8 protein-coding genes are annotated in these 15,003 nt (G+C 65.5%); 4 read left to right on the top strand and 4 right to left on the bottom strand.

Going from position 1 to position 15,003, the window contains the following annotated elements; genetic code table 11:
- The first annotated feature begins 146 nt into the window (after positions 1-146).
- A complete protein-coding gene (locus F3J45_RS07630) occupies positions 147-7,250 on the top strand; it encodes a retention module-containing protein (RefSeq protein WP_167059734.1) in 7,104 nt (2,367 codons plus the stop codon).
- 173 nt (positions 7,251-7,423) lie between these two features.
- Here the strand turns inward: F3J45_RS07630 and F3J45_RS07635 are convergent, their stop codons facing one another.
- Both F3J45_RS07635 and F3J45_RS07640 read right to left on the bottom strand, forming a co-directional pair.
- Positions 7,424-7,789 carry a YbaN family protein gene (locus F3J45_RS07635; protein ID WP_167059743.1) on the bottom strand — a complete coding sequence of 122 codons (366 nt, stop codon included), beginning with the start codon at positions 7,787-7,789 and terminating at the stop codon, positions 7,424-7,426.
- 7 nt (positions 7,790-7,796) lie between these two features.
- Positions 7,797-8,384: a YecA family protein gene (locus F3J45_RS07640; protein WP_167059747.1), complete on the bottom strand. Its 588-nt coding sequence runs from the start codon at positions 8,382-8,384 to the stop codon at positions 7,797-7,799.
- A gap of 245 nt (positions 8,385-8,629) precedes the next feature.
- On the opposite strand from F3J45_RS07640, the gene recQ reads away from it, so the two are divergent.
- Entirely contained in the window at positions 8,630-10,777 is a 2,148-nt protein-coding gene (gene recQ / locus F3J45_RS07645) for a DNA helicase RecQ (RefSeq protein WP_167059752.1), read from the top strand.
- A gap of 139 nt (positions 10,778-10,916) precedes the next feature.
- Positions 10,917-11,354 (top strand): MarR family transcriptional regulator, encoded by a 438-nt coding sequence (locus F3J45_RS07650; RefSeq protein ID WP_167059759.1) that lies wholly within the window; start codon positions 10,917-10,919, stop codon positions 11,352-11,354.
- A gap of 179 nt (positions 11,355-11,533) precedes the next feature.
- On the opposite strand, the gene F3J45_RS07655 is transcribed toward F3J45_RS07650, so the two are convergent.
- Positions 11,534-13,720, bottom strand: a complete 2,187-nt coding sequence (locus F3J45_RS07655) for a patatin-like phospholipase family protein (protein WP_167059783.1) — start codon at positions 13,718-13,720, stop codon at positions 11,534-11,536.
- A 68-nt stretch (positions 13,721-13,788) separates the two neighbouring features.
- On the opposite strand from F3J45_RS07655, the gene F3J45_RS07660 reads away from it, so the two are divergent.
- Positions 13,789-14,070, top strand: a complete 282-nt coding sequence (locus F3J45_RS07660; RefSeq protein WP_167059786.1) for a SelT/SelW/SelH family protein — start codon at positions 13,789-13,791, stop codon at positions 14,068-14,070.
- Here the strand turns inward: F3J45_RS07660 and F3J45_RS07665 are convergent, their stop codons facing one another.
- Positions 14,071-14,955, bottom strand: a complete 885-nt coding sequence (locus F3J45_RS07665; protein ID WP_167059789.1) for a DMT family transporter — start codon at positions 14,953-14,955, stop codon at positions 14,071-14,073.
- Positions 14,956-15,003 lie beyond the last annotated feature (48 nt).

Consider the following 15,003-nt stretch of genomic DNA (forward strand, 5'->3'; position numbering starts at 1 on the left):
GATGGCCAATTCAGATCGGGAACTCTCGCCAAATGCAGTGCCTGAGAGAACGAATCTCACCGTTGAGACAGCCGAACTCTTTGCCCTGAACCGCCCCTGGCCAGTCATTGGCTGAATTGCCAATCGGTGAGGGGAGGCGTGCGCGCATGGCTAAGTTAATCGGTGTGGTCAGCAAGGTGATCGGGCAAGTGTTCGCCGTTGGCAGCGATGGCAGCCGTCGTCCACTGATCGAGGGCGACCGGCTGTATGCCGGCGAACAACTGGAAACCGCCGCGACAGGGGCCGTGGCAGTTCGCCTGCAGAACGGCGGTGAGCTGACCCTGGGGCGCGACAGCAGCCAGCTGCTGAGCGCGGACCTGCTCGGCCACCCGGCCCACCCTGGGCATGAGGTGGCGCCCAGCGACAACCAACTGAGTGATGTCGAGCGTATCCAGCGGGCGATCGCCAGCGGTGACGACCCAAGCCGCTCTGCCGAGCCGACGGCGGCCGGGGCCGCCAACGGCAACGCGTCCGGGGCACTGGGCGGTGGCCACAGTTTCGTGCTGCTGAGCGAAGTGGGGGCGCGGGTCGATCCGCACATCGGCTTCCCCACGGCGGGCTTCAACGGCATTCCCGAATTTGCCCAGCGTGAAGTCGGTGCGTTGAGTACCGCCCTGGATAACGGCAACCCCGATGCGCCCAATGGCGGCAACGTGCCCGATGGCGGTACGCCCCCTGAACAGCCCCAGCCACCGATACCGGTCAATAACCCGGTTACCCTGATCGGCCTGGACCTGAGCCCTGCCGAAATCAACCTGAACGAGGCCAACCTGCCCCTGGGCTCGGCCAGCGACCCCGCCGCGCTGACCCAGCGTGGCAGCTTCACCGTGGTGGCGCAGGATGGCGTGTTCAACCTCAACGTTGGCGGTATCAACGTGGTCACCGGTGGCGTGGTGACTGGTGTTGGCCAGTCGATCACCACCGGGCTGGGCAACACGTTGACCGTCACCGGTTACAACTCCGCCACCGGCGAGGTGAGCTACAGCTACACCCTGACCGACGCCGGGCAGCATATCGAAGACGATGGTGCCAAGACCCTCAGCGAACAACTGGTGGTGCGCGTCAGCGACAGCAACGGCGACGTGGCCCAGGGCTCGCTGGACGTGGTTATCCATGACGATGCCCCCACGGCGGTGAATGACACCAACCCCGTGGCGGCGACCGAGCAGCAAACCGAACTGACCGGCAACGTGCTGACCAACGACGTGCAAGGCGCCGACCGCGTGGCCGGTGGCCCCGTGCTCGCCGGTACCTTCACCGGCACCTACGGCACCCTGGTATTGGCAACCGATGGTTCCTACACCTACACGCTCAACAGCGACGGCGCCGCCTTCAAGAACCTCGGCGGTGGTGGCAGTGGCGAGGAGCACTTCACCTACACCATCAAGGACGCCGACGGTGATACCAGCAGCGCAACCTTGACCCTGAACATCAGCAACCTCGACGACCCGGTGACCCTCGACGGCCTGGGCAAGCAGGGCGGCGAACTGACTGTCTACGAAAAACACCTGGCCGACGGCTCCGCGCCGGATGCCACGGCACTGACCCAGCAAGGCACCTTCAAGGTCACCGCCGCCGATGGCCTGCAAACCCTTACCGTGGGCGGCATCAGCGTGGTGAGCGGTGGTGTGGCGGCAGGCTTCCCGCAATCGACGGTGACCCCCGAAGGCAACACCCTGACCATCCTCGGCTTTGATCCCGCCACAGGCACCGTCACCTACAGCTACACCCTGACGGGCAGCGAAAGCCACCCGAGCGGCGACGGCAGCAACCTCATCAGCGAGCACTTCGAGGTGGTGGCCAAGGACATCGACGGCAGCACCGCCAGCGGCAGCCTGGATGTGAATATCGTCGATGACGTGCCCAAGGCGGTGGACGACAGCAATGCCGTCACGGCCACCGAACAGCACACCGAACTGACCGGCAACGTGCTGACCAACGATGTGCAAGGCGCCGATCGTGTGGCTGGTGGCCCCGTGCTGGCTGGCACCTTCATCGGCACCTACGGCACCTTGGTACTGGCGGCCGACGGTTCCTACACCTACACGCTCAACACCAGTGACCCAGACTTCAAGAACCTGGGTGGTGGTGGCAATGGCGTGGAGCGCTTCACCTACACGATCAAGGACGCCGACGGTGATACCAGTAGCGCAACCTTGACCCTCAACGTCAGCAACCTCGACGACCCGGTAACCCTCGACGGCCTGGCCCAGCAGGGCGGTGAGCTGACCGTCTACGAGAAAAACCTGGCCGCAGGTTCCTCGCCCGATGCCGCGGCACTGACCCAGCAAGGCACCTTCAAGGTCACCGCAGCCGATGGCCTGCAAACCCTCACCGTGGGCGGCATCAGCGTGGTGAGCGGTGGCGTGGCGGCAGGCTTCCCGCAGTCGACGGTGACCCCTGAAGGCAATACCCTGACCATCCTCGGCTTTGATCCAGCTACAGGCACCGTCACCTACAGCTACACCCTGACAGGCAGCGAAAGCCACCCGAATGCCGATGGCATCAACGTCATCAGCGAGCACTTCGAAGTGGTGGCCAAGGACATCGACGGCAGCACCGCCAGCGGCAGCCTGGATGTGAACATCGTCGACGATGTGCCCCAGGCCGGGGCCGATTCCACGGGTGTGGCCAAGGGCGACGTGGTGCGCGGCAACGTGATGTACAACGACGTGGTCGGTGCCGACGTGCGCAGCGACGGCAACTACGTGGTTGGCGTACGTGCCGGCAGCGACACCTCCACCTCGGCCATCGGCCAGCTCAACACCCAGGTGCAGGGCCAGTACGGCTACCTGACCATCGATGCCCAGGGTAACGCCGAATACCACTCCAACCCCAACGTCGCCTCGCCGCGCGATGCCGTGGACACCTTCGTCTACACCATTCGCGATGCCGATGGCGATGAAAGCACCACCACCATCAGCATCAACGTGCATAACTCGCTGATGGCTTGCGAAGACCGTGACGTCACCGTCTACGAAAAAGCCCTGGACACCCACAAGGACGGCAACGACCTGGCCGCCGGCACGGTCACGGGCAGCGACCCGAACTCGACCGCCGAAACGGCGAGCGGCACCCTGGCCGACTCGGCCAGAGGCGGCGTGGGTACCCTGACCTTCACCCTGGTCAGCGATGCAACGGGCCAGTACGGCCAGTTGCACCTGAACCCGGACGGCTCCTATACCTACACGCTCACCTCACCCGCCAGCACCTCGCCCCACGCCAACGACGGCGCGAACACCGTGACCGAAACCTTCACCTACCAGGTGCAGGACTCGCTCGGCAACACCACGACCAGCACCATCGTCATCAGCATCGTCGACGACGTGCCCCAGGCGGTGGCCGACTACACCGGCGTTGCCAAGGGCGACGTGGTGCGCGGCAACGTGATGTACAACGACGTGGTCGGTGCCGATGTGCGCAGCGACGGCAACTACGTGGTTGGCGTGCGCGCCGGCAGCGACACCTCCACCTCGGCCATCGGCCAGCTCAACACCCAGGTGCAGGGCCAGTACGGCTACCTGACCATCGATGCCCAAGGCAACGCCGAATACCACTCCAACCCTAATGTCGTGGCGCCGCAGGATGCCGTGGACAGCTTCGTCTACACCATTCGCGATGCCGATGGCGATGAAAGCACTACCACGGTCAACATCACCGTGCACAACTCGCTGATGGCCTGCCAGGACCGTGATGTCACGGTCTACGAGAAGGCGCTGGCGACCGGCAGCGATCCCGACTCGCCTGCCGAAACCGCCAGCGGCACCCTGGCAGACTCGGCCAGGGGCGGGGTCGGCACCCTGACCTTCAGCCTGGTCGGCGATGCCACGGGCCAGTATGGCCAGCTGCACCTGAACCCGGACGGCACCTACACCTACACGCTGACCTCGCCGGCCAACTCCTCGCCCCACGCCAATGACGGCGCCAACACGGTCACTGAAACCTTCACCTACCAAGTGCAGGATTCGCTCGGCAACACCACCACCAGCACGCTGGTCGTCAGCATCGTCGACGATGTGCCCCACGCCAACGCCGACTACGTCAGCGTCGGCAAGGGCGACGTGGTGCGCGGCAACGTGATGTACAACGATGTGGTGGGGGCCGACACACTCAGCGACGGCCATTACGTGGTGGGTGTGCGCGCCGGCAGCGATACCTCCAGCTCGGCCGTCGGCCAGCTGAACACCCAGGTGCAAGGCCAGTACGGCTACCTGACCATCGATGCCCAGGGCAATGCCGAATACCATGCCAGCCCCGACGTGGCGTCGCCCCGCGATGCCATCGACAGCTTCGTCTACACCATTCGCGATGCCGATGGCGATGAAAGCACCACCACCATCACCATCAGCGTGCATGACCCGCGCCTGGAAGCGTGCGAAAGCCCCACGCTGACGGTGTTCGAGAAAGCCCTGGACCTGCACAAGGACGGTAGCGACCTGGCAGCCGGCACCGTCACCGGCAGCGACCCCAGCTCGACCGGTGAAACCGCCTCCGGCACCCTGGTGGGCTCGGTGGTGGGTGGGGTAGGGGCGTTGACCTACAGCCTGGTGGGCGATGCCGTGGGCCATTACGGCCAGATCAGCATCAACCCCGATGGCACCTACACCTACACCCTGACCTCGCCCGCCAACACCCCCGGCGCGGATTCGGCCATCGAGTATTTCACCTACCAGGCCACCGACACCCACGGCAACAGCGTCACCAACAGCATTGCCATCACCATCGTCGACGATGTTCCCCAGGCGGTGTGCGCCGAGCGCAGCATCAGCCCGGGCCAGGTGGATACCAACATCCTGCTGGTGATCGACGTGTCCAGCAGCATGGCCTCGGCCTCTGGCGTGCCGGGCCTGACCCGCCTGGACCTGGCCAAGCAGGCGATCAGCGCGCTGCTCGACAAGTACGACGACATGGGCGACATCAAGGTGCAGATCGTCACCTTTGGCACCGGCGCGCAGGTGCAGGCAGCGCAGTGGCTGACCATCGACCAGGCCAAGGCCATCGTCAGTGGCTTGCACGCCAGCGGGGTGACCCACTACGACGCCGCCACCACTGCCGCGCAGACGGCGTATGCCGAGGATGGCAAGCTGGCGGGTGCGCAGAACGTCAGTTACTTTTTCTCCGACGGCGCGCCCACCAACGGCCACGCGATCAGCGGGGCGCGCGAAACCAGCTGGGAATCCTTCCTCGACAGCAATGGCATCAAGTCCTACGCCATCGGCCTGGGCAAGGATGTCAACGAGGGCAACCTCAACCCGCTGGCCTATGACGGCACCACCCACACCGATACCGATTCGGTGGTGGTCACCGACCTCAGCCAGCTCAATGGCGTGCTCTCGGGCACCGTGCTGGGTGCGTCGATCACCGGCAGCCTCATGAGCGGCGGCACATTCGGTGCCGACGGCGGTTTCATCAAGGCGCTGTTGGTGGATGGCACCAGCTACACCTACGACCCGAAAGCCAATGCCGGGCAGGGCGGCTACCAGGCCAGTGGCGGCGTGGACAAGGCCAGCTTCGACACCACCGGCAACACCCTCACCATCAAGACCAGCCTGGGCGGCAGCCTGGTGGTCGACATGGACAACGGCGACTTCACCTACACCGGGCCCAAGAGCAGCGACAGCAACCAGGTGGAACGCTTCGGCTTCACGGTCAGTGACAACGACGGTGACACCAGCAGCGCCAGCCTGGTGGTGCGGGTCAACGCCAACAACGCGCCGGTGGCCGTGGCCGATCACATCATCACCAACATCAGCGGCCCTGCCAGCATCACCGTGGCGGCCGACGTGCTGCTGGCCAATGACAACGATGCCGATCACGACCGCCTGAATGCCTCGCCCATCACCTTCACCACCCACTTTGCCGACGACAAGGCCGCCGACTTCACCAGTGGCGGTGCGATCAAGAGCATCGTGTTCGACGGCCATGGCAACACCCTCGACAACCAGTTCAAGGCCCTTGACCGCAGCGCCTTCACCACCACCACCGGCACCATGACCGCGGCGCTGATGGTGCTGGGTTACCTGGGCAACGTCACCACCGCCAATGCCAACGGTGAGGATGTGATCACCGTCAGCCTGCGCAAGGGCGAAACCCTGCAACTGGACCACGACCGCCCCGCGGGCAACCTGGGCCTTGAGTGGAAGGACGACCACGGCAACTACCAGCCAATTGCTGATGGCGGCAGCTTCACGGCCAGCCACGATGGGGTGTACAGCATCCATGTGACCAACCAGGTCGACCCCATCGGCAACAGCAAGGCCGCAGAAAACTACAAGCTGAGCCTGGTGCTGGACTACAGCAATGCGGTCAACGAAGTGCACCAGGCCAGCTATACGGTGACCGATGGCCACGGCGGCAGTGCCACCGGCATCGCAGACATCAGCTACCAGTCCGGCCAGACCCTCAACGGCACCTCAGGCGCCGATGTGTTGATGGCCAACAACGCCGACACCGTGCTCAACGGCGGCGATGGCAACGACGTGCTGGTGGCGGGGGCGGGCAACAACCAGCTGTATGGCGGCAATGGCGATGATCTGCTGATCGGCGGCCCTGGCAATGACCTGCTCGATGGCGGTGCTGGCAACGATACCGCCAGCTACAAGGCGGCCACCGCAGGGGTCACGGTCGACCTGAGCATCAGCGGGCCGCAGCATACCGGCGGCGCTGGGGTCGATACCTTGGTCAGCATCGAGAACCTGATCGGCTCGGACTACAACGACACCTTGGTCGGCAATGCCGGCGACAATGTGCTCAATGGTGGCCTGGGCAATGACGTGCTCAAGGGCGGCGATGGCAACGACATCCTCATCGGCGGGCCGGGCGACGACACCCTGACCGGTGGCAATGGCAACGACACCTTCGTCTGGCAGAAGGGCGATACCGGGCATGACACGGTCACCGACTTCACCCCGGGCAGCGACCACCTGGACCTGTCGCAACTGTTGCAGGGGGAGAATACCACGGCGGCGTCGCTGGACGACTACCTGCACTTCAAGGTCAGTGGCACGGGCAGCCAGGTGGTGTCGACCATCGAAGTCAGCAGCGTTGCCGGTGCGGCGCCGACCCAGACCATCGACCTGGCCGGGGTCGACCTGGCCCAGCATTACGGGGTGACGGCAGGGGCGGGCGGGGTGATTGCGGCGGGGCACGATACCGCGACCATCATCAACGGCATGATCAATGACCATTCGTTGAAGGTGGATACGGTTTGAGTGGCCATCAGGCACCCCTCTCCAGGCCTACGCCGCCCCGGTAGGAGCGAGCGTAGCTCGCGATGGGGCGCGTAGCGGCCCTAGGGTTTCAGCTTCGCGGTTCATGATGCCGGGGCTGCTTTGCAGCCCATCGCGAGCTGCGCTCGCTCCTACGGGGGGCAGTGTCCGTGCTTTTAACCCGGCCTGCGCAGGGTTTTCTGCTTGAGGATGTAGGCGCTGACCAGCACCGCGCTGGTGAGCATGAACACCCTGGCCCAGAACAGCGGCACCAGGTAGCACGACAGCCCGATGCTCGCCCACATCAGGCCGATGGCATACACCTTGCCCTTGAGGGGAATGCCCTCGCCACCGAGGTAATCACGTATCCACGGCCCGAGCCTGGGGTGGTTGACCAGCCAGTGGTGAAAGCGCGGTGAACTGCGGGCAAAGCAGGCGGCCGCCAGCAACAGGAACGGGGTGGTGGGCAACACCGGCAGGAAGATCCCCAACACCCCCAGCGCAACGCTGAGCCAGCCGATGGCCAGCAGCAGGTAGCGCACCGCTGGCTCAGTGGTGGCGTGGCTTGAGCAGCGCCGGCTTCTCGTCTGGAGCGTGCAGCAGCAGGAACAGCGCGCTCAGCGCCTCTGGAATCTGCACGATCATGTCGTCCTGCAGGTTGGCGTTGCTGGCGATGTCGGCGAATTCAGGCTGCTCGTCGAACAGGCCGGAACCCACCATGATCGGCAGCAGCATCTCGCTGACTTCTTCCTCGGCGTTCTCGAACCAGGCCTCTTCACGCAGGAACACGCCCTCCATGAAGCCGATGCACCAGCCGCGCAGGTCGGAATCGTCCGGCTCGTCGGTCAGGTCCAGCTCGCAGGGCAGGTCGAATTCCTCGTCGCTGGCCAGCTGGCGGGCGATGTGGCCCTTGAGTGCCACTAGGGTCGCTTCGATTTCGGTGCGCTGGGCATCGCTTGCGTAATGGGGTTCTTCGGCGAACAGCGCGTCGATCCATTCACGCTCGGGCACCTCCTCCGAGCAGATCGACAGCGCGGTCAGGTAGCCGTGGGCGGCGACGTAGTCCAGCGCTTCTTCGTGCAGCTCATCGGCGTCGAGGAAGGCTTGCAGGCGGGTCAGTTGCTCGGCGAAGGACATTACAGGGCTACCTTGGGGAATAAACGATAATGAATTCTAGCACCAAGCGGACGCCAGCGGGGCAAAGGGAACGTCTGTCACCGGGCATCCTGCGCGGCGCGGCACTGGGGTATACTCCGGCGTTTTTCATCCAGGGGCGGCGCTTGTCGGCCCGCTGGCAAAAGCCGCTTACGCTTTAGGCGTGTGCGGGGCGGTCTTTTCGTCCAGCCTGTGTCCAGGATGGTACGGCGATTTTGGAGTTGCACATGCTCGAACAGGCTCAGCGCGTTCTCAAGGATATCTTCGGCTACGACAGTTTCCGTGGGCGCCAGGCTGCGATCATCGAATGCGTTGCCAATGGCGGCGATGCGCTGGTGCTGATGCCCACCGGCGGCGGCAAGTCGCTGTGTTTCCAGGTGCCGGGGCTGCTGCGCCCGGGCCTAACCGTGGTGGTGTCGCCGCTGATCGCGCTGATGGACGACCAGGTCGCCACCCTGGATGAGCTGGGTGTGGCTGCCGCAGCGCTGAACTCCACCCTCACTGCCGAGCAGCAGCGCGACCTGGCGGGGCGCCTGCGCCGGGGCGAGGTGAAAATGCTCTACCTGGCCCCCGAGCGCCTGGTGCAGCCGCGCATGCTGGATTTCCTGCGCGACCTCGATATTTCCCTGTTCGCCATCGACGAAGCCCACTGCGTGTCGCAATGGGGCCACGACTTCCGCCCGGAATACCTGCAGTTGGGCCAGCTCGCCGAGCTGTTCCCGCATGTGCCGCGCATCGCCCTGACCGCCACCGCCGACATGCGCACCCGCGAGGAAATCGTCCAGCGCCTGCACCTGCAGGGCGCCGAACGCTTCCTGTCGAGCTTCGACCGGCCAAACATCTTCTACCGCATCGTGCCCAAGGAATCGCCACGCAAGCAGTTGATGGCGTTTCTTGGCGAGCGCCGCGGCAACGCCGGCATCGTCTACTGCCTGTCGCGCAAGAAGGTCGATGAAACCGCCGCGTTTCTCTGCGACCAAGGCTTCCCGGCGCTGCCGTACCACGCCGGCCTTGCCGCCGAAACCCGCGCCGCCAACCAGCACCGCTTCCTCAACGAAGAAGGGCTGATCATGGTCGCGACCATTGCCTTCGGCATGGGCATCGACAAACCCAACGTGCGCTTCGTCGCCCACCTCGACCTGCCCAAGTCGCTGGAAGCCTACTACCAGGAAACCGGCCGTGCCGGCCGTGACGGCCTGCCTTCGGATGCCTGGATGGCCTACGGCCTGCAGGACATGGTGATGCTCAAGCAGATGCTGCAGAACTCCGAGGGCGACGAGCGCCACAAGCGCATCGAGCAGCACAAGCTCGATGCCATGCTGGCGCTGTGCGAGGAAACCCGCTGCCGTCGCCAGTCGCTGCTGGCCTACTTCGACGAAACCCTCGAACAACCCTGCGGGCACTGCGACAACTGCGTCGACCAGGTGCAAACCTGGGACGCCACCGAGCCTGCACGCCAGGCCCTGTCGGCGGTGTTCCGCACCGGCCAGCGCTATGGCGTCGGCCACCTGGTCGACGTGCTGCTGGGCAAGGACACCGAGAAGGTGCGCAACTTCGGCCACGAAAAACTCTCGGTGTTCGGCGTTGGCAAGGCGCTGGCCGAGGCCGAGTGGCGCTCGCTGTTCCGCCAGTTGGTGGCACGCGGCCTGGTGGACATCGACCTGGAAGGCTACGGCGGCCTGCGCCTGTCCGACAGCTGCCGGCCCTTGCTGCGCGGCGAGGTGAACCTGCAGTTGCGCCGCGACCTCAAGCCACAAACCGTGGCCAAGTCGTCCTCCAGCAGCGGTGGCAGCCCGGCCAGCCAACTGGTGCGCGGCGAAGAGCGCGAGTTGTGGGAGGCGCTGCGCACCTTGCGGCGCAAATTGGCCGAGGAGCACAGCGTGCCGCCTTATGTCATCTTTCCCGACTCCACCCTGCTGGAGATGCTGCGCAGCCAGCCGACCAGCCTCAGCGACATGGCCCAGGTCAGCGGCGTGGGGGCGCGCAAGCTGGAGCGCTATGGCCAGGCCTTCCTCGAAGTGCTCAACGGCGCCGGCGGCACCGAGGAGGCGCCGAAGGTGGTGCTCGACCTGCGCCACGAGCTGGTCAGCCTGGCCCGTGCCGGCATGACCCCGGCGCAAATCGCCGGCCAGCTCAATTGCAGCGAGAAGAATGTCTACAGCCTGTTGGCCGAAGCTCTTGGCCGCCAGGAACTGAGCCTGGAACAGGCGCTGGATCTGCCCGAAGACCTGTTGATGGAAGTGCAGGACGCCTTCCTGGACGGCGAGGGCGAGCTGCCGCCGGTGTCGGCCATTGCCCCGCTGTTCGCTGGCCGGGTGCCGGAAGGCGTGCTGTATTGCGTGCGCGCGGCGTTGGCGGCGGAGTTCGAACTCTGATCGAAGCCATTTCGGGCAAGCGCTGGCCGTTGTCATCCTTTTTGACGATTATCGGACGTTTCCGGGGCTGGCAGCCTTGCTTGAAGGGCTGGAGCATGGTTAGCTAACTAATAATTAGTTCTATTCAATTGAGTTGCTTATGCCCCTGACCGACAACCAACACCGCTTCGGCATGCAGCTGGCCCAGATGTCCCGGGGTTGGCGCGCCGAGCTGGACCGCCGCCTGGCCGGGCTCAACCTGTCCCAGGCGCGTTGGCTGGTGTTGCTGCACCTGGCCCGCTTCGACGAGGCGCCGACCCAGCGTGAGCTGGCGCAGAGCGTGGGTGTCGAGGGCCCAACCCTGGCGCGTTTGCTCGACAGCCTGGAGAGCCAGGGGCTGGTGCGGCGCCAGGCGGTGCTGGAAGACCGTCGGGCGAAGAAAATTCAGCTGTGCCCACCGGCCAAGCCGCTGATCGAGCAGATCGAAACCATCGCCAACGCCTTGCGCCTGGAGCTGTTCACCGGGGTGGACGAGGCAGACCTGGAAGTGTGCATGCGCGTGCATGCCAAGATTCTCGCCAACCTCGAGAAGACCTGAAGCATCCGTTGGCGGTGCCCCGGTAGGAGCGAGCAGAGCTCGCGATGGGGCGCGCAGCGGCCCCGGGCTTTCAGCCTCGCAGCACATGATGCCGGGGCTGCTTTGCAGCCCATCGCGAGCTCTGCTCGCTCCTACCCGCCCATCTCCTACCCGCCCATCTCCTGCCCGGAGCGCGCGAGCTAGAAGGTATGCCCCAGGTTCAGGTACACCGCATGCTCATGGGCACTGTTGGCCCCATAGCTCAGGTTCAACGGCCCCAGCGGCGTCTCCAACCCCAGGAATACGCTGGCTGCGTTGATATAGCCACTGTCGAATTCGTTGTCGTTGTTCCACGCCCGCCCACGCTCCAGCGAGCCGCCGATGTACAGCGGGAAGTCCAGCGGCAGGTACGCCCGTGGCGTCAGCCGCCGGTAGTACACCATCCGCACCAGGCTGATGTTCTGCCCTGACACCGAGTCCTGGCGGAACCCCGACAGCTCGCGCGCGCCCCCCATCACGAAGCTCGATGTCACCACTTCGGAGTCGTCCAGCGTGCGCCCGTAGCGCCCGCCGAGCACGAAGGTGTCCGGCCCGCTGCTCAGGGCCTTGTCCAGGTTCAGCAGCCACTGGCGGTATTGCTGGTCGGAATCCAGCGACTTGTCGTACTTGCGCAGGGTCAGGCTGATGTCTTCGCCGCTGTGGGGGAAGTACACGTTATCGAAGGTGTCGTAGGAGTACTTCAGCTCATAAAAGCCCTCGTTGAAGCTCACGCTGGGCGCGTTCTGGTCGCCAATGCGCACATCGGCCTTGCCCCAGGCCTTGCCCACGCCCAGGCGTACTTCGCCGTAGGTGCTGATCTGCCGGCCCACGTTAAGGCCGAAGCCGTAGCGTTCCAGGCGGTACTCGGCGATGGGGTCGTTGTCCAGGGTGGCCTCGATGTTCTGCGAGCCGAAGTCCAGGTAGGGGGCGATGAAGTAGCGCGAGCCAACGTCCAGCGGCTGGTAGAACTCGCTGTACAGCTCCTGCTGGTCGCCAATCTGGGCGCGGGTCAGCCATTCGGCGCCCAGGCGGTTGATGCCGTTGACCCGGTAGCTGGCGCCGAGGTTGAAGGCGCTGTCGCCGCGCAGGTCATCGGACAGGTTCAGCCCCAGGCGCAGGTAATCGGTGCCGCCGCGCTTGCCGCGGGCGTTGATCACCAGGGTGTTGTCGTCGCCCTTGTGCACCACGCGGTATTGCACCCGGTCGAAGTAGTCCAGGCCGTACAGGGTGCCCATGTCGGTTTGCAGGCGGTCGAGCAGCAGGGGTTCGCCGATCGGCTGACGGATGTAGTAGCGGATCACATCGTCGCTGACCTTGGAGTCGTTTTCGATGCGGATCGCGGTGATCACCGGCGTGCGCTGGCGGGGTGATCGCGCCACGGCCAGGCTGGCGTCGCCCTCGGGCTGGCGCAGCGCGGCCAGGCGTGGGCCGAGCAGTTGGGTGGCACGGTAGCCGGCGTCGATCATGTCCTGGGCCCGGCCAAAGTCGGTGACGCCGAAGGCGGCAAGCTGCGGCTGGATGAGGATATCGTCGCGCTGGAGGCTGGCCAGTTGCTCCTCGGAGTTGCGCCGGGTCATCAGGGTGATCGACTGGTTGAGCACATCCACCACGGTGGCCAGCTGCTTGCGGTCGCGCAGCGGCGTGCCGATGTCCACCACGATGGCCAGGTCGACGCCCATGTCGCGGGCCACGTCCAGCGGAATATTGTCGGTCATGCCGCCGTCCACCAGCAGCCGGCCATCGAGCTCCACCGGGGCGAACACCGCCGGGATCGACATGCTGGCGCGAATCACCTGGGGCAGGTGGCCGCGGCGGAACACCACTTTTTCGCCACTGGCGATGTCGGTGGCCACGGCGCGGAAGGGGATGGGCAGCTTGTCGAAGTCGCGGGTGTCAGCGGTGTGCGCCAGCTTGCTTTCCAGCAGCAGTGCCAGGTTCTGGCCTTGGATCACCCCCAGCGGCAGGCCAAGGCTGCCGTCATCGCGAAAGCTCAGCTTCTGCTTGACCAGAAAGTCGCGGTCGTCCTGTTTGCGGCGAAACGGCACGTCCTTGCGCGGCGGGGCATCGGACAGCGCCTGTTGCCAGTCCAGGGTGGTGGCGAGGGTTTGCAGCTCCTCGACACTGTAGCCCGAGGCATACAGCCCGCCGATCACCGCGCCCATGCTGGTGCCGGCGATGGCATCGACGCGCACCCCCTGCTCCTCCAGGGCCTTGAGCACGCCAATGTGCGCCAGGCCTCTGGCGGCGCCGCCAGACAACACCAGGCCGACCTTGGGCCGCTTGGCCTCGGCGGCAAGTACGGGGAAGCAGAGCAGCGTGATGAGAAAGCAGAACAGCAGGCGGCGCATCGTGAGTCTCAAACCGAAGGCGAAAGACCGCTAGTATAAGCGGCCCCTCACCTGGAGATGCTTCAGCCATGGCCCACAGCAAGCCCGAAATTGTCATCACCTATTGCACCCAGTGCCAGTGGCTGCTGCGCGCCGCCTGGCTGGCCCAGGAACTGCTCAGCACCTTTGCCGACGACCTGGGGCGGGTGGCGCTGGTGCCGGGCACCGGCGGCGTCTTCCACATCAGTTGCGACGGCGTGCAGATCTGGGAGCGCAAGGCCGACGGCGGTTTTCCCGAGGCCAAGGCACTCAAGCAGCGGGTGCGCGACCAGATCGACCCGCAGCGCGACCTGGGCCACAACGACCGTTGATCAGGCGCCCTCGGCCACGGCCTTCGGCGCAGGTTCCGCGCCCAGGCGGCTGGACAGCACGATGGCAAAGATGATCAGCGCGCCGCCCAGCAGCATGCGCAGGGTCGGGGTTTCGGCGAACACTAGCCAGGCCACGGCAATCCCGTAGACCGGCTCCATGCCGAACACCACCGCTGCCGTGCGCGCCTTGATCACCGCCAGGCTGGCGACGAACAGGCTGTGGGCGACGCCGGTGCAGAAAATGCCGAGCAGGGCAATCCACAGCCAGTCCATGGCCGCCACCTGGCCCAGGCCTGGCGCTGCGAATGGCAACAGGCACAGGCCGACGACCAGGTTTTGCCACAGCGCCGCCTGCACCGCCGGCAGGCGCCCGGAGCCGGCGCGGTTGGTCAGTGACAGCAGCGAGAACAACAGCCCCGAGAGCAGCGCCCAGAGCAGGCCACCGGTGGCCTGGCTGGCCAGGTCGAATGCCGGGGTGACCAGCACCAGGCCGATGCTGACCAGCAGCACCAGGACGGCTTCGTTGCGGCGGATGCGTTCACGGAACAGCAGGCCTTCGAGGATCACGGTAAAGGCCGGGAAGCTGGCGAAGCCGAGGGTGGCGATGGCCACGCCACCGACCTTCACGGCAATGAAGAAGCTGACCCAGTGCCCGGCCAGCAGCACGCCACCAAGCAGCAGGCGGCGCACGTCGCGGCTGCTCAAGCGTTGCCAGCCGGGGCCGGTGAGGCTGGCGAACAGGGCCAGGGCGAGCACGGCGAACGCGGCGCGGCCGAAAACGATGATGGCTGGGCTGGCGCTGGCGGCGAGCTTGCCGAAAACGCCGGTCAGGCCGAAGAACAGCGCGCCGATGTGCAGGGCGCCGAGGGCGGTGCGGTGGTTCATTGCAAGTCCTTGATCGTGGCCGGCACAGGCGCAGTGTAAACCCTCAGT

The sequence above is a fragment of the Pantoea sp. Ap-967 genome (genome assembly GCF_011752565.1).
In the GTDB taxonomy this organism is placed as follows: Bacteria; Pseudomonadota; Gammaproteobacteria; order Pseudomonadales; family Pseudomonadaceae; genus Aquipseudomonas.